Raw genomic sequence first — 22,294 nt, 5'->3', positions numbered from 1 at the left:
CGGGCCGGCTCATCTCAGGGGCCAGCTTTCACTTCGGCTGCATGATCACGACTTCGCCATTGCTGGCGCGCTTCGTATAGATCGCATCGCCTACCGTGCGCATCTCAGAACAGCCACCGGGGATCTTCTGCCAGTCAATACAGACCGATGAGCCTTCAACTCGCCACTTTCCGGAATCGCTGAAGCTGCCACTGTTGACGAAGGCGTACGTGTCCTGGTATTGCACCCGCATCTGCGCGCCGGCTGCCGGAATGATCGTAAAAACCTTTCCTGTGATGCGCTGTTTCAGGGCTTCGGCGGTCATTGGCGTTGCGCCATCCGGAAAGGCGGTCGGAAAAGCCGATTGGGCAATGGCGCAACAAGGGGCCAGCAAAAGCAGGGCAAAAATACGCACCATTCTTCTCCTTCTCCTTTTACTGAATCGCAGTGCAATTGAACCTGAACCTGAACCGACTAAGGCTGAACCGAAGCGACCTCTTCCGTCTGGAAACCTGCGGGCAGCACCACTTCGAGCATTTCGATGTCTTCGCTGTGCCCGACTTCACGGTGCCGGATTTCCGGCGGTTGGTGCACGCACGACCCTGCCTCCAGCCGGACCGTGCCCTGGCCCTCGTATTCAAACTCGATCCAGCCCTTGAGGACGTAGACCAGCTGAAAGTGGGTCCTGTGAATATGCGGCTGGCTTGAGAAGTCGGTGCCGGCCGCAGCGCGGATGACATGGGCATCCACCCGGCCGGCAGTAGCCCGGCGGATGCCAAGGTCGCGGTATTCATAAAACGAGCGAAGTCCACGCTCAAAAGTCGCACCCTCGGCATGCGATACAACGAATCCTTCTGTGCTCATGGTGCCTCCGATTCACATGTGGGTGCGCAGGGGTCGGCGCCGCACTTTGGGCTAGCCGGCCATCGGCTTTTGCCCGGTTTTCCAGTATGACGCAATTCACCGTGCCGCGCGTGGCAGCTGTCTGCCCGCTACTGGTTGGCCTGCAGCATGGCCGCCATTTTCTGGTGAATCAGGTTGATCGCCTTGAGGGGCCGAATCATCACCTTGAATTCCACGATCAGTCCGTCGTCATTCCATTTAATCATGTCCACCCCGTTGACGGTGATGCCGTCAATCTCTACCTCAAACTCCAGCACCGCTTCGCGCGGACCGCTGAGTTCCCGCACATACCGAAATGACGGGTTGAAGAACACTTGAAAGGCGGTGGACAGATACTGAAACGTGACCGCCTTACCCACCTGCGGCGCATGCACCACGGGCGAGTAAAAAACGACCTGGTCTGCCAGGATCGCATTGAGGCCCCGGACGTTGCGGGACTGCACCAGTTCGTGCCATGTAGTGAGGGTAGCGATAGTCAAAGGAAACCTCCTGACGTGAGAATAAGGACGTTCAGCTGTTACCGCGGTCTGAGCGCGCCATCCTGCCCCTGCAGGCGCTCCAGGGCCAGAATTGAAAGACCCGCCGCGATAAAGGTAAGCCCAGCCCCCACGTTGGCTGCGGCTAACGCTTTCGGTCGCCGGGATAGCCATGCGGACAGTTGTGCGGCAAACGAACCCAGCACGGTGAAGATGACAGCCGTGAGGAGAGCAAAAATGGCACCGTAACCAAGCATCTGAAGATACACAGGGCCGCGCAAAGGGCTGGTGAACTGCGGAATGAACGCAACGACAAATAGACCCGGCTTCGGATTCAGCACATTGGACAGCAGGCCTGTGGCAAAGACCCGCCCGAGCGATTGATGTCCAGTTGGCACGAAGGAGATCAGACTGCGAGATGAGATCGCCCTGTACCCGAGCCACAACAGGTAGGTCGCGCCTGCGGCCTTGACCACCCAAAACGCGAGAGGAGAGGCCTGAAGGACAAGGGCAAGACCCAGGGCTGCAGCCACTGTGTGGCACATGATGCCCAGGCCAGCGCCTATTGAGGAAAGTGCAGCAGCAACAGGCCCCTGGCTCAGTCCGCGACTGATGGCGAGGATGTTGTCCGGACCCGGTGCGGCAACTACGACAAGGAGCGCAGCGAGATAGGCAAGCAGGATGTCTGTAGGGAACATGGCGGCCAAGTTTAGCGGGTGACCCATATGTGTGACGCTCAACGAATGAAAGAAACTTCCCCGTCCCAGAGGCGAGCCGCAATCCGTCAGGGTTGCGGTTGACGGCAACCCTTAGGACTTCGCTTTCCTCGAAGGTTTCGACTTGCCAGAACTATTGAGGACGACCGCCTCGCGAACGAGCGCCTTGAAGGCGGACTCGGCAACTTCTTCTCCTTCGTGGATGTCGATCGCGCGGCGTACGTTTCCGTCGAGACTCGAGTTGAAGAGACAGGCCGGATCCTTCAGAGACGCGCCCTTGGCGAAGGTCAGCTTCACTTTGTCCTTGTAGGATTCGCCAGTGCAGATGATGCCGTCGTGCGACCAGACCGGCGTGCCCATCCACTTCCACTCCTCGACGACGTCCGGGTCTGCTTCCTTGATGAGCTTGCGCATTCTGCCGAGGGTTTCCCCACGCCAGTCACCGAGTTCGGCGATTCTTTTCGAGATGAGCTCCGATGCCGACTGGCCTTGGCTAGCGTCCGACTTTGTCAAGTTCTCATCCTAGAAATTCCAGATATTTCATTTGCAAGACAGTGGAGGATGCATAAAGTCCGAGGCCACCGGAACACAACACGAGCCGCGAAGCTGCAACCTTTTGTTGTGTGTCCGTGTGGGCCGACCGGTTAAAACTGAGGCCTCAACCACGACGGCCAGAAGTTGAGGTGCGCAAACTCATCTTCATTTTCTCTTTGTAACTGAAAGTTCAAGTGCTTCTGCCGCACGATCCACAAACAGACGAGTTCCATCCGTGAATTCCAACAAGACCTCTGTCGGTCGATTCCGAATCACCCGAGCAACCACTTTCCCATGAAGCATCTACGATGCACGTTCCGCCCCGGGCGACGTGAAGACTATAACTTGCTCGGCCTGACGAGCCTATCCGCTCATTCGCAGGGAAAGTAGAAACGCGGCGGATCTTCGCGGTAGTCGAAGCAGCCGCATTTGCCGTCCGAGGTGCACACGATCTCGATATCGGGCTGCGGCCACCTCATCATGGCCTCCGACGGACAGAACTTCCTCACCATGTCGCTGGTCAGCGGTACGCCGACCGTGCGGGCAAAGATCATCGCCATCTCTTCGATGCGAGCGCGCACCTCCTCCGCCAAGCGCACCATGCGAGCGGCGTCGTCCGGTTTGAGATCGAATTGCTTGCGCGTGGTATAGCTCATAAGTGGACTCCATTTCTTAATAGGAATTCAAACAAACGTTTTCCGACGCCAAGCCCCTGCTCAGTCGAGGCGTCAATCTTGATTTCACCTCTCCTTTATCCAACACACATGCCGCATCAACTCCTTCTATGTTTGGCCTAACGAATGAAAGGGACTCCCCCGTCCCAAGCGAGCCGCGCGTCTTGCGAGTTGCGGTTTACCGCAACTGAGTGCCCAAATGGAGAGGTCAAACTTTTCATCAACTCATCTGAGAGGGGAAATCATGGCCATTATCACCATCGGAATCGATCTCGCCAAGAACGTTTTTGCCGTGCACGGCGTGGGCGAATCCGGCAAACATGTACTGGTTCTCCCCGATGTCCCACGCGTCAAATTGCTTGAACTGGTTGCCAATTTGTCACCCTGCCTGATCGGCATGGAGGCGTGCTCAGGCGCCCACCATTGGGCCCGGAAATTCGCCAAGTCTGGCCACACCGTGCGCCTGATGGCGCCCAAGTTCGTCGCACCCTACCGTATGGGCGGCAAGTACGACGCGGCCGATGCAGCAACCCATGTAGACGTGCCTTAGACTCTGCTTCATATGGCTATACCTTCTCTTGTCTTGGTCCGGGGAAAACGCTACCTACGACTTTGGCTTCGGGACGCGGTAGCCCAGACTGCTGCTCCATTAATCGACTCCAACGCCCGCCTGAACTACATCGGGGTGGTGCTCGTCTTGTTGCTTCTTGGACCGAGGAGGGGATGGGACAGTCATATTTCTTCCCGCACCGCAGCGTTTGAAGCCATCTAGACCGCGCTTTACGCGGTACCGGTGTTCTTTCTGCTCAACCTTGTGTTTGCGGCATTTCGTGTTCGAAGGCAGGAACACGACCAAGGCAATTGGTTTGGCACCAGGTTCATTTACCACGAGCCTGTGCGCCTATTCACCGCCCTCGTTGACGAGCGGGACAACGGGAAAGTGTTGAAGTTCCCCTTAGCTGATGCTGAAGATGGCACCCTGGTGTCATACGTGATTGAAACCGACAGAAGTGACAACCGGATAAGGGTTGAACTGGCTTGGCCTAGAGGTCAGCGAGCGATCGACTTCGGCGTTCCGATGAATCTGCCAAGAGGCTCCTTTCGGCTCCCCAAGTCTCGTGAAATGTCGCTTCTGACGCATGTGGAACCTCAATCGACTGTGACGACCGTAAGAGTGTTCATGACCGGATGGGAAGTGGGTAAGGGAGACGGCCAGGGATAGAGCTTTAATGAATAGCATTTATCCGCCGCGCGCGATGTTTGAAGCAGGCCCTGGACAAAACCCTGTCGGACTAACCCCCCCGGGGAGGTGGTTGAGTGTCGATTTGATGACTTAAACGTCTGAACTGCTATAAGTTTAATAGCTATTCATTCCCTATTTATATGGACCAGAAGCCGATACTGCTTGAACGCAGCATCAAAACGCGTGGGATGCCACCGACAGGTTCTTGTGGCGGGGTCTGGCCATTCAAACGGGCGCTGCCGCCTAATATTGATAACGCTTGACTATTCGCCCGCGCTGGCAAAAACTGCCACTTAACCATCCGAAGGACCCTAACCCCATGCAACGCATCCTGCCCCGGCACTTCTCCATGTTGCGGGACTTTCATCTCGCGGATTTCTTTACGCTGGGCAATGCGGCCTGCGGCGTGGGCGCGGTGCTGTTTGCCATGCTGTTCATGCAGACCCAGATGCCGTTTCACTTTTTTGCGGCGGCGGCGCTGGCGCCGGCGGCCTTTATTTTTGATGTGCTGGACGGACGGATCGCGCGGGCGCGGCATCAGCATTCGGCGCTGGGGCGCGAGCTCGATTCGCTGGCTGACATCGTGTCGTTTGGCGTGGCACCGGCGGCGCTGGGTTTTGCGGCCGGGCTGCAGGGCGGCTGGGATGCGGCGGCGCTGATTTATTTTGTCTGCTGCGGCGTGAGCCGGCTGGCGCGCTACAACGTGACGGCGGAAACGCTGGACGCGGGCAGCGGCAAGGTGTCGCACTTTGAAGGCACGCCGATTCCGACCAGCGTGCTGCTGACGGCGGTGCTGGCGTTTGCCGCCTGGCAGGGGCGCCTAGGCGACGACCTGTGGGGCGGCGGCTTTGCCCTGGGCCCCTGGCTGGTGCACCCGATGTCGCTGCTGTTTGTGCTGTCGGGCAGCCTGATGATCAGCAAGACGCTGCGCATTCCCAAGCTCTGAAAAAGCGCCGTTCCGCCCTCAGTGCGCGCCCGCCGCCGCATCGGCGCTGCCCGCCCCCGCCTTGCTGTACCGGGTTAAAAAAACCAGTGGAATCAGCAGCAAAAAGATCAGTGCCGACGCATAAAACACGTCCGACGCGGCCAGCATATAGGCCTGCTGGTCGACCAGGCGGTTGAGGGTGCCCAGCGCCTGATCGGGCGTCAGCCCGGCGCCGGCCAGGCCGGACAGCGCGCTGTGGGTGGCACTGCTGCCGAGGTTGACGGCTTCGCTCAAATGCGCATGGTGCATGGCGGCGCGGTCTTGCCAGATGGTGGTCGCAATCGACGTGCCGAAGGCGCCGGCGGTGATGCGCACGAAGTTGGACAGCCCCGAGGCCGCCGGAATCTTGTCGGGCGAGATGCCGGAGAGCGTGATGGTGACCAGCGGGATGAAAAAGAAGGCCATGGCCACCCCCTGGATGATGGTGGGGATCAAAATCGTGCCGAAATCGGCCTGGGTGTTGAAGTTGGAGCGCATCCACAGCACCAGCGCAAACACCCCAAAGGCAAACGCGGCCATGCGGCGCGGGTCGACCTTGCCGATGTTTTTGCCGACCACGGGCGACAGGATAAGCGCCATCAGGCCGACCGGCGCCATCACCATGCCGGCTTGCGTGGCGGTGTAGCCCATGTACTGCTGCAGCCACAGCGGCAGCAGCACCACGTTGCCAAAAAACAGGCCATAGCCGACCGACAGCGCCAGCGCGCCGGCCCAGAAGTTGCGTTTTTTGAACAGGGTCAGATCAACCACCGGGTGCTCTTCGGTCAGCTCCCAGATCACAACGGCAATCAGGCCGACCAGCGCCACCATGCCCAGCGCCACCACCTCGCCGGAATGAAACCAGTCCAGCTCCTTGCCCTTGTCGAGCATGATCTGCAGCGCGCCGACCCAGATCACCAGCAGCGCCAGGCCGATGGAGTCGATCGGCAGCTTGCGGGTCACACTCTCACGCTTCCTGAAAATGCTCCAGGTGATGAAGGCCGCGCCAAAACCGACCGGGATGTTGATGTAAAAAATCCAGGGCCAGGCAATGTTGTCGGTGATCCAGCCGCCTAGCAGCGGCCCCATCACGGGCGCGACCAGCGTGGTCATGGACCACAGCGCCATGGCGAGACCGGCCAGCGCCTTGGGGTAACTCGACAGCAGCTGCGACTGCGACAGCGGAATCATCGGTCCCGCCACCAGGCCCTGCAGCACGCGGAAAAAGATCAGCGTGCTCATGTTGGGCGCCAGCCCGCACAGCCACGACGTGATGACAAACAGCATGACGCTGGCCATGAACAGCCGCACCTGGCCAAAGCGCTGCGACAGCCAGCCGGTCAGCGGCACGGCGATCGCGTTGGCCACGCCAAAGCTGGTGATGACCCAGACCCCCTGGTTCGGGCTGACGCCGAGGTCGCCGGCAATGGCGGGCAAGGACACGTTGGCAATCGAGGTGTCGAGCACGTTCATGAAGGTGGCGGCCGACAGCGCCAGCGTGCCCCACAAGCGGGCCGAGCCGGTGAGCGGCGGCAGCTCGACGAAGGCGGGCGCCGGGGCGGTTGAGGTGGGTTGTGAGGGTGCGGTAGCCATGAAGGTCTGCGGTGCCGGAAACGATCAGAAGGGGATCAGGATGCCGCCGGGGCGCTGGCCTTGTTCAGCAGCGGCGCCCTGGCAGCCTTGACATCGGCTTTCACCTCGGGCTCTGCCGGCAGAGCCGGCCCGCCCCGCCCCGCCCTGGCGGCCTTGCCTGAATTGGCCGCAATCACGCGCCGCACATCGTCGGCGGCGGCAGCATTTTGCGGGCCGGGCAGCGGGCTTTGCGCCTGGGCCGCATCGCGCGGTACATCGGCCAGGGTTTTGCCGCCCAGGTTGCTCACATCCACTTCGGCGTCCATCGACAGGCCGACGCGCAGCGGGTTGCTTTCAAGCTGCTTCGCGTCCAGCGCGATGCGCACCGGCACGCGCTGCACCACCTTGATCCAGTTGCCGGTGGCGTTTTGCGCCGGCAGCAGCGAAAAGGCCGCGCCGGTGCCGGCCCCCAGGCCGGCGACCGTGCCGTTGTATTCGACCTTTTTGCCGTACAGGTCAGCCACCAGACGGGCGGGCTGGCCGATGCGGATGTTGCGCAACTGCACTTCCTTGAAGTTGGCATCGACCCAGACCTGCTTCAGCGGAATCAGCGCCATCAGCGGCGCGCCGGCGGCCACGCGCTGGCCCAGTTGCACCGTGCGCTTGGCCACATAACCATCGACCGGGGCCAGCAGGCCGGCCCGTTGCGTGGCCAGCCAGGCCTCGCGCACCTTGGCGGCCGCCACCTGCACGCTGGGGTGCTGCTCTATGCTGGTGCCTTCGGTCAGCGCCTGGTTGCTGGCCAGCTGCTCGCGCGCGGCGACCACACCGGCATTGGCCGCGGCCAGCGCGCTTTTGGCATTGGCCAGCTGCGTCTGCGCGTGGTTGAGTTCTTCCCTGGACACCGCGCCGTTGCCGGTCAGTGACTGGCGGCGATTCAGGTCGTCGGCGGCGCGGTCGATGTCGCTCTGGGCCCTGGCCACGTCGGCATCACGCAGCGCGATCTGGGCCGCCAGCGTGCCGTTGTTGGCATACAGCGTGCGCACCTGGCGCACGGCCTGGGCCAGCGCCGCCTCGGCCTGGTCCAGCGCCACCTTGGCGTCGGCCGGATCCAGCTGCACCAGCGCCTGGCCGGCTTTCACAAAGTCGGTGTCGTCGGCCATGATGGCCATGACGGTGCCGCCAATTTGCGGCGTGATCTGGATCACATTGCCCTGCACATAGGCGTTGTCGGTGGCTTCGTAATGGCTGGCCACCAGGTATTCATAGGCGGCCCAGCCCAGGCCGGCCAGCGCCACCACGGCGGCCAGCGCGCTCAGGGCTTTCTTGCGTTGGGGGTTGCCAGCGGGCGCTGGCGATGAAACTACCGGGGAAACTGCGGGGGTGGAAGTTTGAGGAGCGTTCATGGTATTTTTTCAACTAAATAAGCGCCTGGCCCAATGACTATGAGCACAAGAAGCTATGATTTTTATAGCGACTGGCTGACTGCCGTTGACGTTGACGTTGACGTTGACGTTGGCGTGTAGCCGCCGCCGAGCGCGCGCATCAGCGCCACCTGGGTGTCGAGGGCACGGGCGGCCAGGTCAACCGCCAGCCTGCGCTGGTTCAGCACACTGGTTTCGGCGGTCAGCACATTGAGGTAGTTGCCCAGGCCGGCCTTGTAGCGCTGCACGGCAATCTCATACGCGCCTTCCGCGGCTTCCTGCGTAGCGCGCTGCTCGGTCTGCTGACGCGTGATGGCTTGCGATGAGGCGACCTGGTCGGCCACATCGCGCACCGCGTCGATCACGGCGGCGTTGTAGCTTTCCACGGCGGCATCGAGGTCAGCGGTTTTGCCGCGCAGGTTGGCGCGCAGCCGGCCCGCGTCAAAAATCGGTAGGCGCAAGGCCGGGCCCACGCCCCACTGCTGGCTGCCGGCGTCGAGCAGGCGGCCCAGGCCAATGCTGGAGAAACCGGCAAAGGCCACCAGGTTGATGTTGGGGTAAAACTGGGTTTTGGCGTTGGCCACGTCCTTGAGCGAGGCCTCGACGCGCCAGCGCGCGGCGGCGATGTCGGCGCGGCGGCCCAGCAGGTCGGCTGGAATGGCCGGCACCATTGCTACTGTTTTGATAGCTTCCAGTGCAGATGGTGTCTGGGCTAAAGCACTATTTGGCTTCCCAACCAGGGCGCCCAGGGCGTTGCGCGTCAGCACCATCTGCTCCTGCACCGCCTCGAGCTGCAGGCGCGCTTCGGGCAGACCGCCTTCGCTCTGGCGCAGCTCCAGCCGGGTGTCCAGCCCGGCGCGCACGCGGTCTTGCACCAGCTTCAGGGTTTCCTCGCGTTGCGCCAGCGTGCGGCGCGCAACCAAGGCCTGCTCATTGAGGCGCACCAGCTGAAAGTAGCTGCGCGCCACCTGGCTGGCCAGCAGCACGCGGGCGGCCTGGGCGTCGGCCTCGGCCGCATGCACGCTGCCCAGCGCGGCATCCAGCGCGGCGCGGTTCTTGCCAAAAAAATCCAGCTCCCAGCTGGCGCTGAGCTGGGCCGTGCCGCTGTCGCGAATCGAGCCGGCCAGCGGTGGCGGAACGGCGCCGTTGGCGCTGTAGCGCTGGCGTGTCAGGTCAAGCTGGCCATTGAGTTGCGGCCGGGTGGCGGCATCGGCCACTTCGGTCACGGCCTGGGCGCGTGCCAGCCGGGCCTGCGCCAGCTTGAGGCTGGGGCTGCTGGCCAGCGCCTGGGCCATCAGGCCGTTCAGTGGCTCATCGCCAAAAGCCAGCCACCAGTCGGCGGCCAGCGGCTCCGGCGTTTTGGCAGCGCTAGCCAGGCCCAGCGAGGGCGCATCGCGCAGCGTGGCCTGCGGTGTGATGCCCGACATGTCGGCGCAGCCGCTGATGCCGGTGGCCACCAGGCCGGCCGCCAGCACGCTGGCCGCCGCCACCAGGGCCATGCGAAACGAGGCGCGCCACAGTGGCAGCGGACCTGGCAGGCCCTCAGCCAGGGGCTGGGGCTGGGGCGATTGAACGGGGGCAGGTTTAAGGCTTGTCATTTTTCTCGGCGGCTTGAAGGGTTTGAGCGGTGTCCAGAATGCGGCGCAGATAGCTTTTGAGAAGCAGCCATTCTTCGGTGCTGAAGCCGGCCAGGTGTGCGTTTTGCACCCGGCTCAGAATGACGGGGATTTCTCTGGCGGCGGTGCGGCCGGCGTCGGTCAGCTCCAGGTTGACCACGCGGCGGTCGTCGCAGGAGCGAACGCGGCGGCACAGCTGCTTGGCTTCGAGCCGGTCCAGCAAGCGGGTCATGGAGCCGGCGTCGAGATCGCACTCACGCGCCAGTTCGGCCACGGTGGAGGCCGAGCCCATGTGCAGCTTGAGCAGCGGCACCCACTGCGCGTTGGTCAGGCCGGTCGGCTCCAGTTCGCGCTCCACGCCCTGGGCCACCAGCGAAAGAATGCGGCGCATCAGGTAGGCCACGCTGTTGTCGGGCTTGTAGCCCTCGGCCCGGTAAAACTCGACCAGCGGACAGCTGATGGCGTCGATGAAGGGGCTGGATTCGCCGGCCGGGTTGTCGATGGATTTGGATGTTGAAACCATGGCGAAATATTACTTGCTTAGGCAAATATTGTCAAGGCTTTGTTTGCACCAGCAGCTTTTCCGCTAGACTTGCGCCATGGCTACTTCTTCCGCATCCACTTCCGCATCGCCCTCGTCCGCAACGGCCGTAACGGCCGCCAAAGGCTCGCCGCGCTCGCTGTCCGGCCTGCTGCCCTTTCTGCGCCCTTACCGGGGCCGCATCGCGCTGGCGGTGCTGTTTCTGGTGCTGGCGGCGCTGGCCACGCTGGTGTTTCCGCTGGCCCTGCGCGGCCTGATTGACGGCGGCCTGGTCAAGGCCAGCATGACGGCGGCCGACAAGGGCGAACAACTGGTGGCGCTGCGCACCCATTTTTTCGAGCTGTTTGCGGTGGCGGCGGCACTCGGGCTGTTTTCTGCCGGGCGCTTTTACACCGTGAGCTGGCTCGGTGAGCGCGTCACCGCCGATCTGCGCAACGCGGTGTATTCGCATGTGCTGCGGCAAAGCCCGGAGTTTTTTGAGACCACGCAAACCGGCGAGGTGCTGAGCCGCCTGACCGGCGACACCACGCTGGTGCAGACCGTGGTCGGCTCGTCGCTGAGCATGGGCCTGCGCAATGCGGTGATGGGCGTGGGCGCCCTGGTAATGCTGGTCTACACCAACCCCTACCTGATGGTGCAGGTGCTGGGCGTGCTGGTGCTAATTGTGGCGCCGTCGGTCTGGTTTGGCCGGCGCGTGCGCAAGCTGTCACGCGCCAGCCAGGACCGTGTCGCCGATTCGAGCGCGATCGCGGCCGAGGTGCTCAATGCCATCCCGGTGGTGCAGAGCTACACCGCCGAGGCCAGAGAGGCGGCACGCTTTGACGAATCCACCACCCAGGCCTTCAACACCGCCGTGCGCCGCACCAAGGCGCGCTCGGTACTGGTGGCCTTCATCATCATCGCCACCTCGGCGGCGCTGCTGTGGGGCCTGTACCAGGGAACGCAGGCGGTGATGCGCGGCGACATCAGCGCCGGCCACCTGGGCCAGACCGTGGTGTATGTGATCATTCTGGCCAGCGCCGCCGCGGTGCTGGGCGAGGTCTATGGCGACCTGCTGCGTGCCGCCGGCGCCACCGAACGCCTGATGGAGCTGCTGGCTGCCCGTTCACCCGTGGTTTCACCCTCAAATCCGGTGCCAGCCCAGGTAATACGTGCAGGTAGTGCTATTAATTTTGAAGCGGTGACGTTTCACTACCCGTCGCGCCCGCTGCAGGCGGCGCTCAGTGATTTCAGCCTGCACGTCGCGCCCGGCGAGACCGTGGCGATTGTCGGGCCCAGCGGCGCCGGCAAAAGCACGGTGTTTCAGCTGCTGCTGCGGTTTTACGACCCGGCCTCGGGCTGCATCGCGCTGGACGGGGTGCGAACCTCCGACATGGCGCTGGAAGACCTGCGTCACCGCGTCGGCATCGTGCCGCAGGACGCCGTGATTTTCTCGACCAGCGCGCTGGAGAACATACGCTACGGCAAGCCCGGTGCCAGCGACGGGGAAACCATGGCCGCCGCCAGGGCCGCTTTTGCGCATGAGTTCATCAGCGCCCTGCCCGAAGGCTACGACACCTTTCTCGGCGAGCGCGGCGTGCGCCTGTCGGGCGGCCAGCGCCAGCGCATCGCGATTGCCCGCGCCATGCTGAAAAACTCGCCGCTGCTGCTGCTGGACGAAGCCACCAGCGCGCTCGACGCCGAGAGCGAGCGCATGGTGCAGGCGGCGCTGGAATCGGCCATGAAGGACCGCACCACGCTGGTGATTGCGCACCGCCTGGCCACGGTGCAAAAGGCCGACCACATCGTGGTGCTGGACCACGGCCAGCTGGTGGAGCAAGGCACGCACGCCGAACTGGTGAGCCGCGGCGGCGTGTATGCGCGGCTTGCAGCGCTGCAGTTCAATGTTTAAACCAAAAATTCAGACTATGCATTTTTTGCATGACAACAGATAAAGCCGGCCTTGGACAGTTGGCGGCGGCCGGCCTAAGCTCCGGGGCTTGATTGTTCCCACAAGGAGTTTCTTCATGTCCAAAGCAAGCGCCGCCGCCGCTACCCCCGCGCCCGGCTCCCACCCCCTGCCGTCTTACCTGCAGGCCGATAACCTGGGCCCCTGGGGCAACTACCTGCAGCAGGTGGACCGCGTCATTCCGCACCTGGGCAGCCTGGCACGCTGGGCCGAAACCCTCAAGCGCCCCAAGCGCGTGCTGATTGTGGACGTGCCGATTCACATGGACGACGGCACGGTGGCGCACTTCGAAGGCTACCGCGTGCAGCACAACGTGTCGCGCGGCCCCGGCAAGGGCGGCGTGCGTTTTCACCAGGACGTGACGCTGTCGGAGGTGATGGCGCTGTCGGCCTGGATGTCGGTGAAAAACGCGGCAGTCAACGTGCCCTACGGCGGCGCCAAGGGCGGCATCCGGGTCGACCCGAAAAAGCTCTCGCGCGGCGAACTCGAACGCATGACGCGCCGCTACACCAGCGAGATCGGCATCATCATCGGCCCCAACAAGGACATTCCGGCGCCCGACGTGAACACCAACGAGCAGATCATGGCCTGGATGATGGACACCTACTCGATGAACACCGGCTCCACCTCCACCGGGGTCGTCACCGGCAAGCCGGTCGATCTGGGCGGCTCCCTGGGCCGGCGCGAAGCCACGGGACGCGGCGTCTTCACCGTCGGCGTCGAGGCGGCCAAGCACATCGGGCTCGACATCGCGACCTCCCGGGTAGCGGTGCAGGGTTTTGGCAATGTGGGCGGCGTGGCCGGCAAGTTGTTTGCCGAAGCCGGCGCGCGCGTCGTGGCGGTGCAGGACCATGGCGGCACGATTTACCGCGACGCCGGGCTCGACGTGCCGGCCCTGCTGCGGCATGTGGCCCTGCACGGCAGCGTGGCCGGCTTTGAGCAGGCCGAGGTGATCGCCAACGAGAAGTTCTGGGACGTCGAGTGCGACATCCTGATCCCGGCGGCGCTGGAGCAGCAGATCACGGCGGAGAACGCCGGCCGCATCAAGGCGCGCATGATTATCGAGGGCGCCAACGGCCCGACCACGCCGGCCGCCGACGACATTTTGCAGGAGCGCAACATCCTGGTGCTGCCCGACGTGATCGCCAACGCCGGTGGCGTGACGGTGAGCTACTTCGAATGGGTGCAGGATTTTTCGAGCTTCTTCTGGGACGAAGCGGAGATCAACGCGCGCCTGGTGCGCATCATGAAGGAAGCCTTTGCCGGCGTCTGGCTGGTCGCGCAAGACCACAAGGTCAGCCTGCGCACGGCCACCTTTATCGTCGCCTGCAAGCGGATTCTGCATACCCGCGAATTGCGCGGTTTGTACCCCTGAGCCGCTTCAAGCAGGGGCCGCGGAACCGGCTTCGCCGGGCCGCAGGCGCAGCGGCCCCCTTTTGGGGCAGGGAGTTACGCAAAGCGAACGACCGTGGGGGCCAATTTTATTGCAGGGTTTCCTTGAGCAGCGCCGGCAGCGGCAAGGGCATCACCTCAATGCCCTCTTCCAGCAGTTCGACCGCTTCGCGCGCACTGGTCTGGCCGCGAATGCTGCGTGCCTCGGTGTCGCCGTAGTGCATGCGTCGCGCCTCGTCGGCGAAACGCGCGCCCACGTCTTCGGTGTTGGCCACCAGATGGCGCAACGCCTTGAGAAACAGCGCCTGGTCGGCCGGGCTGGCGCCGGCCAGCATGCCCATGGCCGCCTGTGCAGGACTTGCCGTGCCATGCTGGCTGACTGCGGTGGCCGCCGCACCGGGCGCGGCAGGCTGGTTTGCAGTGAGCGCCGGGCTGGCGTGGCTGCCCAGGTTGAGGCGCGGCGCGCTGGGCAGCTTTTGAATGCCCTTGTCGGCACACAGCGGACATTCGATCAGGCCGCGTGCGAGCTGGCCCTGAAAGTCGTCCTCGGACGCGAACCAGCCTTCAAAAGCATGCTGTCGGGCACAGGCGAGATTCAGGACCTTCATGAACGGATTATCGCCAGGTCGTCAGGACATGGCCGCTTGCCAGTCCAATGTCCACGCGCCCGACAGCACGTTTTGCAGCCACAGCATGCCGGTCAGCGTTTTGGCGTCGGTCACCCGGCCCTGGCCGCACCAGGCCAGCAGCTCGGCCGGGCTGGCGCTGAAGACGTCCAGAAACTCGCCCGCGTCGAGCTTGCGCTCGCCCAAGGTCAGGCCGCGCGCAAACCAGATGTCGATGAATTCGGTGGAGTAGGAAATTACCGGATGCAGCACGCCGGCCCTGGCCCACTGGCGCGCGCTGTAGCCGGTTTCTTCGAGCAGCTCGCGCTGCGCGCAGGCCAGCGAGGTCTCGCCCGCGTCGAGCTTGCCGGCCGGAAATTCAATCATCACCCGCTGCAGCGGGTAGCGGTACTGGCGCTCCAGCACCAGCCGGCCATCATCCAGTTGCGCCACGACCATCACGGCGCCGGGATGAATCACGTATTCGCGCGTGGTTTGCTGGCCGTCGGGCAGGCTGACGGTATCGCGCCGGACCTGTAGAAAATTCCCCTTGAGGATTTCCTCGGACAGAAGCCGGGTTTCCGTCAGATGGGCGTCGCTCATGCGTGACGCTTGAACAGATAGCGGTAGATAAAGCCGGGAAACGCCAGGGTGATGAAGAGCGTGCCGGTGATGGCATAAAACTCCCAGCCCTGCGGCGCAATTTGTCCACTGCGCTGCTCCAGGAAAAGCCCCAGCGCGCCGGTCACCAGGTACCAGACAACCAGTTCCCCCACCCGGATGGCCAGGTTTTTGCGGGTCTTGAGCGACAGCACCGCGAACAGGCGGTTGCTGACAAAGGGCAGATTGGCCGTCAGCAAAGCCAGCAGCACCACCAGCCAGACGGACGTGGTTTGGGTCATGGCGGGGCGTTAACTTCCCAGCGACTTGACGATGCTGTTGATCGACTGGGCGCACAGGGTCATCAGGCCACCGGGAACAATGCCCAGAACCAGGATGAGCGCACCATTGAGCGCCAGCACGACGCGCGCGTCGGCAGGTGCCGCGATGGGCTGGGCGTTGTGGCTATGGGGCGCATCAAAATACATCACCTTGACCACGCGCAGGTAGTAGAAAGCGCCGACCAGCGACATCATCACCGCAAAAACGGCCAGCACCAGGTAGCTGGTTTGCTGCGAGGAAATCAGCGCCTGCAGCACCGCCAGCTTGGCATAAAAACCCACCAGTGGCGGCAGCCCCGCCAGCGAGAACATGGCCATGGCCATGACACCGGCATACAGCGGGCTGCGCTGGTTCAGACCGGCCAGGTCGGTGATTTCTTCAGACTCGTGGCCGGCCCGCGCCAGCAGCATGATGATGCCGAAGGCGGCCAGTGTGGTCAGCACATAGGTGATGGCGTAGAACATGGCCGCGCTGTAAGCCGTCTCGGCGTTGATCTGGTTGCCGTTGACCACGCCGGACAGCAGGCCCAGCAGCAGAAAACCCATTTGCGAGATGGTGGAAAACGCCAGCATGCGCTTGAGGTTGGCCTGGGCGATGGCGGCCAGGTTGCCGATGAGCAAAGAGCCAATGGCCATCAGGGCCAGCATCTGCTGCCAGTCAATCGCCAGCGGCAGCATGCCCTCCACCAGCAGACGGATGCAGATGGCAAACGCGGCCAGTTGCGGCGCGCCGCCAATCAGCAGGGTGACCGCCGTGGGCGCACCCTGGTAGACGTCGGGCAGCCACATGTGAAACGGCACGGCCCCCAGCTTGAAAGCCAGGCCGGCGACGATGAACACCAGGCCAAAGACCAGCACCTGGTGCTTGACCTGGCGGCTGGCAATCGCGCTGAAGACCTCATTGAGGTCCAGCGAGCCGGTGGCGCCGTACAGCATCGACAGGCCGTAGAGCAGGAAACCCGACGCCAGCGCGCCCAGCACAAAGTACTTCATGGCCGCTTCGGTGGCGGTGGCGTTGTCGCGGCGCAGCGCCACCAGCGCGTAGCTGGACAGCGTCAGCAACTCCAGGCCCATGTAGAGCACCAGAAAGTTGTGGCCGGAAATCATCACGAACATGCCCAGCAACGCAAACAGGCTGAGCGTGAAAAACTCACCACCGCGCAACATGCCGCGATCCGACGCATAGGGGCGGCCATAGACCAGCGTGACCATCAGGGCGACGCTGGCGAAGCATTTGAGCCAGCCCCCCATCGGGTCACTGACGACCATCTTGCTGAATCCGTAATAGGTCTGGCCGCCGGCCGCATAAAAAGCTTCCATGGTGGCCACCACGGCCAGCGTCAGCAGGGTCAACACATGGCTAGCCGTGCGGTGCGGGGTTTTGACACCCAGATCGAACAGCGCAATCACGCAGGCCATGATCAGCAGAACGATTTCGGGGTAAACCGTGATCCAGCTAAGTTTGTCAATCATCTGAATTCTTCTGCATTAGTTCAGTTTGGAAGCTGCGACATGCGTGAGCAGGTCTGCCACCGAGGTGTTCATCACGTCGGTAAACGGCTTGGGATAAATGCCCATGTAGAGCACGGCAATCGCCAGCAGGGCCAGCATCAGGAATTCGCGGCTGTTGATGTCGCTCAGGCCCTTGACGTCGTCATTGACCACCGGACCGAGATAGACCCGCTTGAACATCCACAGCGTGTAGGCCGCGCCCGAGATCAGCGCGGTGGCCGCTGCGGCGCCCATCCAGAAGCTGGACTTGACGGCACCCAGAATCACCATCCATTCGCCGACAAAGCCGGCGGTGCCGGGCAGGCCGCAATTGGCCATGGCAAACAGCAGCCCAAACGCGGCAAACTTGGGCATGGTGTTGACCACCCCGCCGTAACTGGCGATCTCGCGCGAGTGAACCCGGTCGTACAGCACGCCGATGCACAGGAACATGGCGCCCGAGACAAAACCGTGGGCGATCATCTGCACGATGCCGCCAGACACCCCGAGGTCATTGAAGATAAAGAAACCCAGCGTCACAAAACCCATGTGGGCCACCGACGAATACGCCACCAGCTTTTTCATGTCCTGCTGCACCAGCGCGACCAGGCCGACATAGATGACGGCAATCAGCGACAGCGCAATCATCAGCCAGGCCCATTCACGGGCCGCGTCGGGCGCAATCGGCATCGAAAAGCGCAGAAAGCCATAAGCCCCCAGCTTGAGCATGATGGCCGCCAGCACGGCCGAGCCGCCAGTCGGGGCTTCAACGTGCACATCGGGCAACCAGGTGTGCACCGGCCACATCGGCACCTTCACCGCAAACGCGGCAAAGAAGGCAAAAAACAGCAGGGTCTGCACCGACCCGCCCAGCGGCAGCTTGTGCCAGGTCAGGATGTCAAAGCTGCCGCCCGACTTGTTGTAGAGGTAAATCAGTGCGATCAGCAGCAGCAGCGAGCCCAGCAGCGTGTACAGAAAGAACTTGAAGGCCGCGTAAATCTTGTTGGGGCCGCCCCAGATGCCGATGATCAGGTACATCGGGATCAGGGTGGCCTCGAAGAAGACGTAAAACAGCAGGCCGTCGAGCGCGGCGAACACGCCAATCATCAGGCCGCTGAGAATCAGGAAGGAGGCCATGTACTGGCTGACGCGCGAGGTGATCGCCTCCCAGCTGGCAATCACGACCACCACATTGATGAAGGCCGTCAGCAGCACAAACCACAGCGAGATGCCGTCCACGCCGAGGTGGTAGTTGACGTTGAAGCGCTGTATCCAGCTGCCTTTTTCGACAAACTGCATGGCCGAGGTACCCAGCTTGAAGCCATCGTACAAAGGCAGCGTGACCAGAAAACTGGCAATAGCACCGATCAGCGCGATCCAGCGCACACTGCGCGCCTGATCATCACGTCCCAGTGCCAGCAACACGACGCCAAAAACAATCGGCGTCCAGATGGCTAGGCTCAACAAACCCATTCTTGATCTTCCTTATTTTTCTTGATTTGTTATGGCTTGAGCCAGACGAAATACGTCATCAACACGAACACGCCCACAATCATTCCGAAGGCGTAGTGATAGATGTAGCCCGATTGCAGACGCCGCACCACGCCCGACACCCAGCCGACCAGCTTCCAGGAGCCGTTGACCAGCGCGCCATCAATCAGGGCCTGATCGCCGCCCTTCCACAAGCCGGTGCCCAGCGCGCGCGCACCGCGGGCCAGCACGTTTTCATTGAACCAGTCGAGGTAATACTTGTTTTCAAGCAGCGTATAGATGGGTTGCGCCACGCGCTTGATGGCCGCAGGCAAGGCCGGGTTGACCATGTACATGTAATAGGCCAGCACCACGCCCGACAGCGCCAGCCAGAACGGCGCGGTCATGAGGCCGTGCAACGCCATCTGGGCCGGGCCGTGGAACAGCTTGGCCAGCTCTTCCATGGCCGGATGCCGCTCAAGGTTGACGAAGATCGCATCCTTGAAGAACTCGCCGAACAGCATGGGCTGAATCGTCATGAAACCAATCACCACGGAAGGAATGGCCAGCAAAATCAGCGGCACGGTGACCACCCAGGGCGACTCGTGCGGAGCATGATGTTCATCCTGGTGGTGATGCGGATCGGGCTCCTCGCTGGCATCATGGTGATGCGCACCGGGGTTCTGGTCAAAGCGCTCCTTGCCATGGAACACCAGGAAGTACATGCGGAATGAATAAAAGGCCGTGACGAACACGCCCGCCAGCACGGCGAAATGCGCGAAGCCAGCGCCTGGCAGATGGCTCTCGGCCACCGCCTCGATGATGCTGTCCTTGGAGTAAAAACCGGCAAACAGCGGCGTGCCGATCAGTGCCAGTGACCCCAGCAGCGAGGTGATCCAGGTGATGGGCATGTATTTGCGCACCCCCCCCATCCAGCGAATGTCCTGGTTGTGGTGCATGCCGATGATGACGGAGCCGGCCGCGAGGAACAGCAAGGCCTTGAAGAAAGCGTGCGTCATCAGGTGGAACACGGCCACGGAGTAAGCCGACGCGCCCAGCGCCACGGTCATGTAACCCAGCTGCGACAGCGTTGAATAGGCGACCACGCGCTTGATGTCGTTCTGGATGATGCCCAGGAATCCCATGAACAGCGCGGTGATGGCACCAATCACCATGATGAAGCTGAGCGCGGTATCGCTGAGTTCAAACAGCGGCGACATGCGTGCCACCATGAAAATGCCGGCGGTCACCATGGTCGCGGCGTGAATCAGTGCCGAAATCGGGGTCGGGCCTTCCATCGAGTCTGGCAGCCAGACATGCAGCGGAAACTGGGCCGACTTGCCCATGGCGCCAATGAACAGGCAGATGCAGATGACGGTGATCAGCATCCAGCTGGTGCCCGGCAGGGTGAGTTTGGCCAGCGCATCGGCCTTGGCAAACGCTTCGCCATAGTTGAGCGTGCCGGCGAAGGCGGCAATCAAGCCAATGCCCAGAATAAAGCCGAAGTCGCCCACGCGGTTGACCACAAAGGCCTTCATGTTGGCGAAAATCGCCGTCGGCTTGTTGAACCAGAAGCCGATCAGCAGGTAGGACACCAGGCCCACGGCCTCCCAGCCAAAGAACAGCTGCAGCATGTTGTTGCTCATCACCAGCATCAACATCGAGAAGGTGAACAGCGAAATATAGGCAAAGAAGCGGTTGTAGCCGTCGTCCTCTTCCATGTAGCCAATGGTGTAGATGTGCACCATGAGCGACACAAAGGTCACCACGCACATCATCATCGCCGTCAGGCCATCGACCAGAAAGCCGATTTCCATTTTCAGGCCGCCCACCGTCATCCAGGTGTAGAGGGTTTCATTGAAGCGCGCCCCTTCGAGCGCCACGCTCTTGAGCGTCATGGCCGAAATAATGAAGGCGACCAGCACGCCCAGAATGGTCAGGCTGTGCGACAGGCGACGGCCTATCCAGTTGCCGCCAAACGAGGTGCCCAGAATACCGGCCAGCAAGGCCCCCGCCAGAGGTGCCAGCGGTACGGCCAGCAGGCTGGATGCAGAAAGGGTTTGACTCATTGTTTAACCGCCCGTAGGGCCGCCCAAATTAAAAGCGCGCCCCAAACGTCGTTCAAGGGGCAGCGCGCCGAAGGCTCGAAGTGAAAAGCGTGGGGGCTCATTGTTTAACCGTGCAGCGTGTTGAGTTCGTCGACGTTGATGCTGGACTTGTTGCGGAACAAAAGCACCAGAATGGCCAGGCCGATGGCAGATTCAGCGGCCGCAACGGTCAGGATGAAAAACACAAAAACCTGGCCAGCCATGTCGTTGAGGTAATAAGAAAAGGCCACAAAATTCATGTTGACGGCCAGCAGCATCAGCTCAATGGCCATGAGCAGCACGATCAGGTTTTTGCGGTTCAGAAAAATGCCGATTACCGACAGCGCAAACAGCATGGCGCCCAGCGAAAGAAAATGGCCCAGGGTCAGCATCATGATTTCCTTTCCTCCAGGGCAGCAGCAACGGCCACGGGTGCGACGACAGACTTCATCTTGACCAGCGTCAACCGGTCGCCCCGCTTGACCCGGATCTGATCAGACGGGTTGATGTATTTCGAGTCCTTGCGTTCGCGCATGGTCAGTGCAATGGCGGCAATCATAGCCACCAGCAGGATCACGGCCGCAACTTCCAGCGGGTAGAGGTACTGCGTGTACAGCATCTTGCCCAGTTCCTTGGTGTTGGACACCTGCGCGCCGATCTGGCCGGCTGCCGAGGCTGCCTTGGGCGGCTCGCGGAAGCCACCCATCAGCACGTATGACATTTCCAGCGCGATGATGGCGCCCACGGAGCCGGCCAGCGGAAAATGCCGCCAGAACCCCTTGCGCACCGAGTCCAGGTTGATGTCCAGCATCATCACCACAAACAGAAACAGCACCATCACGGCACCCACATAGACCAGCACCAGCGTGATGGCCAGAAACTCTGCCTTGAGCAATATCCAGACGGCGGCGGCCTGAAAAAATGCCAGCACCAGGTACAGCGCGGCATGCACCGGATTGCGGGCGGTAATCACCCGGAATGCCGCAAACAGCAGCAAGGCGGCGAAGACGTAGAAGAGACCTGTTTTAGCGTCCATGTTGTTGTGGATTCTTTCTTGTGCCAGCTAGTCGGTTGCGTGGGCCTGGGTTTTAGCGGTACTTGGCATCAGCTGCCCGATTGGCCGCAATTTCCGCCTCATAGCGGTCGCCCACGGCCAGCAGCATCTCTTTGGTGAAATAGAGGTCGCCGCGCTTTTCGCCGTGGTATTCAAAAATATGGGTCTCGACGATGGAGTCGACCGGACAGCTTTCCTCGCAGAAGCCGCAAAAAATGCACTTGGTCAGATCGATGTCATAGCGTGAGGTGCGGCGGCTGCCGTCCTCCCGCACGTCGGACTCGATGGTGATGGCCATCGCCGGGCAAACCGCCTCGCACAGTTTGCAGGCAATGCAGCGTTCCTCGCCATTGTCGTAGCGGCGCAGCGCATGCAAGCCACGAAAGCGCGGGCTCAGCGGCGTTTTTTCCTCGGGGAACTGAACCGTGATCTTGCGGCGAAACATGTACTTGCCGGTCAGGGCCATGCCCTTGAACAGCTCGGTGAGCATGAAGCTCGAGACAAAATCCCTGACGGAGGCAACTGCACTCATGATGATTTCCTGCGCAACTGAGCCACGACTCGTATGTAAGAACGATCAATTTCCCGCCGGGCCGCCCCAAGGGAAATTAGCCCCCTCGGGGGGCAGAGAGTTACACGAAGTGAACGAACGTGGGGGCCCATA

Annotated in this window: 22 protein-coding genes and 1 pseudogene; 4 read left to right on the top strand and 19 right to left on the bottom strand. The window is 62.1% G+C overall.

The window, feature by feature from the left end; genetic code table 11:
* Positions 1-28 precede the first annotated feature (28 nt).
* The 6 genes from RMO23_RS09290 to RMO23_RS09265 all read right to left on the bottom strand — a co-directional run bounded on the left by RMO23_RS09290 (position 29) and on the right by RMO23_RS09265 (position 3,264).
* Positions 29-394 carry a hypothetical protein gene (locus RMO23_RS09290; protein ID WP_309680750.1) on the bottom strand — a complete coding sequence of 122 codons (366 nt, stop codon included), beginning with the start codon at positions 392-394 and terminating at the stop codon, positions 29-31.
* 59 nt (positions 395-453) lie between these two features.
* The gene (locus tag RMO23_RS09285) at positions 454-843 is read right to left on the bottom strand and encodes a cupin domain-containing protein (RefSeq protein ID WP_309680748.1); all 390 of its coding nucleotides are present in this window, start codon (positions 841-843) and stop codon (positions 454-456) included.
* A gap of 128 nt (positions 844-971) precedes the next feature.
* Positions 972-1,361, bottom strand: a complete 390-nt coding sequence (locus tag RMO23_RS09280) for a nuclear transport factor 2 family protein (RefSeq protein ID WP_309680746.1) — start codon at positions 1,359-1,361, stop codon at positions 972-974.
* 38 nt (positions 1,362-1,399) lie between these two features.
* Positions 1,400-2,056, bottom strand: coding sequence for a LysE family translocator (locus RMO23_RS09275; protein WP_309680744.1), 657 nt, complete (start codon positions 2,054-2,056; stop codon positions 1,400-1,402).
* Positions 2,057-2,167: 111 nt separating this feature from the next.
* The gene (locus RMO23_RS09270; protein WP_309680742.1) at positions 2,168-2,587 is read right to left on the bottom strand and encodes a DUF1801 domain-containing protein; all 420 of its coding nucleotides are present in this window, start codon (positions 2,585-2,587) and stop codon (positions 2,168-2,170) included.
* 392 nt (positions 2,588-2,979) lie between these two features.
* Positions 2,980-3,264, bottom strand: coding sequence for a hypothetical protein (locus tag RMO23_RS09265; protein ID WP_309680740.1), 285 nt, complete (start codon positions 3,262-3,264; stop codon positions 2,980-2,982).
* Between the two features lie 262 nt (positions 3,265-3,526).
* Between RMO23_RS09265 and RMO23_RS09260 the strand changes: the two are divergent.
* A pseudogene (locus tag RMO23_RS09260) lies at positions 3,527-3,811 on the top strand (IS110 family transposase); the annotation flags it as partial.
* Positions 3,812-4,844: 1,033 nt separating this feature from the next.
* Positions 4,845-5,471: a CDP-alcohol phosphatidyltransferase family protein gene (locus RMO23_RS09255; protein ID WP_309680739.1), complete on the top strand. Its 627-nt coding sequence runs from the start codon at positions 4,845-4,847 to the stop codon at positions 5,469-5,471.
* A gap of 18 nt (positions 5,472-5,489) precedes the next feature.
* Here RMO23_RS09255 and RMO23_RS09250 read toward each other — a convergent pair whose 3' ends face one another.
* From RMO23_RS09250 to RMO23_RS09235, 4 genes are all read right to left on the bottom strand, one after another.
* On the bottom strand, positions 5,490-7,082 hold the full coding sequence (locus RMO23_RS09250) for a DHA2 family efflux MFS transporter permease subunit (protein ID WP_309680737.1): 1,593 nt from the start codon (positions 7,080-7,082) through the stop codon (positions 5,490-5,492).
* A 35-nt stretch (positions 7,083-7,117) separates the two neighbouring features.
* Positions 7,118-8,467 (bottom strand): HlyD family efflux transporter periplasmic adaptor subunit, encoded by a 1,350-nt coding sequence (locus RMO23_RS09245; protein ID WP_309680735.1) that lies wholly within the window; start codon positions 8,465-8,467, stop codon positions 7,118-7,120.
* 62 nt (positions 8,468-8,529) lie between these two features.
* Positions 8,530-9,984, bottom strand: a complete 1,455-nt coding sequence (locus RMO23_RS09240) for an efflux transporter outer membrane subunit (protein WP_309680761.1) — start codon at positions 9,982-9,984, stop codon at positions 8,530-8,532.
* An 85-nt stretch (positions 9,985-10,069) separates the two neighbouring features.
* Entirely contained in the window at positions 10,070-10,624 is a 555-nt protein-coding gene (locus RMO23_RS09235) for a MarR family transcriptional regulator (protein WP_309680733.1), read from the bottom strand.
* A 76-nt stretch (positions 10,625-10,700) separates the two neighbouring features.
* Here RMO23_RS09235 and RMO23_RS09230 point away from each other — a divergent pair, with 76 nt between their 5' ends.
* Both RMO23_RS09230 and RMO23_RS09225 read left to right on the top strand, forming a co-directional pair.
* Positions 10,701-12,533, top strand: coding sequence for an ABC transporter transmembrane domain-containing protein (locus RMO23_RS09230; protein WP_309680731.1), 1,833 nt, complete (start codon positions 10,701-10,703; stop codon positions 12,531-12,533).
* 115 nt (positions 12,534-12,648) lie between these two features.
* Complete coding sequence (locus RMO23_RS09225; RefSeq protein WP_309680729.1) at positions 12,649-13,965, top strand: Glu/Leu/Phe/Val dehydrogenase; 1,317 nt, start codon at positions 12,649-12,651, stop codon at positions 13,963-13,965.
* Positions 13,966-14,071: 106 nt separating this feature from the next.
* Here the strand turns inward: RMO23_RS09225 and RMO23_RS09220 are convergent, their stop codons facing one another.
* The 9 genes from RMO23_RS09220 to nuoI all read right to left on the bottom strand — a co-directional run bounded on the left by RMO23_RS09220 (position 14,072) and on the right by nuoI (position 22,162).
* A complete protein-coding gene (locus RMO23_RS09220) occupies positions 14,072-14,590 on the bottom strand; it encodes a DUF1178 family protein (protein WP_309680727.1) in 519 nt (172 codons plus the stop codon).
* Positions 14,591-14,611: 21 nt separating this feature from the next.
* Positions 14,612-15,190, bottom strand: a complete 579-nt coding sequence (locus RMO23_RS09215) for an NUDIX hydrolase (RefSeq protein ID WP_309680725.1) — start codon at positions 15,188-15,190, stop codon at positions 14,612-14,614.
* On the bottom strand, positions 15,187-15,489 hold the full coding sequence (locus RMO23_RS09210) for a DUF2818 family protein (RefSeq protein WP_309680723.1): 303 nt from the start codon (positions 15,487-15,489) through the stop codon (positions 15,187-15,189). Before RMO23_RS09210 ends, RMO23_RS09215 begins: the two co-directional genes overlap by 4 nt.
* Positions 15,490-15,498: 9 nt before the next feature.
* The gene (nuoN, locus tag RMO23_RS09205; RefSeq protein ID WP_309680722.1) at positions 15,499-17,001 is read right to left on the bottom strand and encodes an NADH-quinone oxidoreductase subunit NuoN; all 1,503 of its coding nucleotides are present in this window, start codon (positions 16,999-17,001) and stop codon (positions 15,499-15,501) included.
* Between the two features lie 15 nt (positions 17,002-17,016).
* Positions 17,017-18,492 (bottom strand): NADH-quinone oxidoreductase subunit M, encoded by a 1,476-nt coding sequence (locus RMO23_RS09200; protein ID WP_309680720.1) that lies wholly within the window; start codon positions 18,490-18,492, stop codon positions 17,017-17,019.
* A 29-nt stretch (positions 18,493-18,521) separates the two neighbouring features.
* Positions 18,522-20,558 (bottom strand): NADH-quinone oxidoreductase subunit L, encoded by a 2,037-nt coding sequence (nuoL, locus tag RMO23_RS09195; RefSeq protein ID WP_309680718.1) that lies wholly within the window; start codon positions 20,556-20,558, stop codon positions 18,522-18,524.
* Between the two features lie 104 nt (positions 20,559-20,662).
* A complete protein-coding gene (nuoK, locus tag RMO23_RS09190; RefSeq protein WP_309680716.1) occupies positions 20,663-20,971 on the bottom strand; it encodes an NADH-quinone oxidoreductase subunit NuoK in 309 nt (102 codons plus the stop codon).
* A complete protein-coding gene (locus tag RMO23_RS09185) occupies positions 20,968-21,612 on the bottom strand; it encodes an NADH-quinone oxidoreductase subunit J (RefSeq protein ID WP_309680714.1) in 645 nt (214 codons plus the stop codon). Before RMO23_RS09185 ends, nuoK begins: the two co-directional genes overlap by 4 nt.
* Positions 21,613-21,664: 52 nt before the next feature.
* Positions 21,665-22,162: an NADH-quinone oxidoreductase subunit NuoI gene (gene nuoI, locus RMO23_RS09180; protein WP_309680712.1), complete on the bottom strand. Its 498-nt coding sequence runs from the start codon at positions 22,160-22,162 to the stop codon at positions 21,665-21,667.
* Positions 22,163-22,294 lie beyond the last annotated feature (132 nt).

The organism is Polaromonas sp. (assembly GCF_031411155.1).
GTDB lineage: Bacteria > Pseudomonadota > Gammaproteobacteria > Burkholderiales > Burkholderiaceae_C > Polaromonas.
Note: the sequence above shows the minus strand (reverse complement) of the source record. Positions and strands in the feature narration are given on the sequence as shown.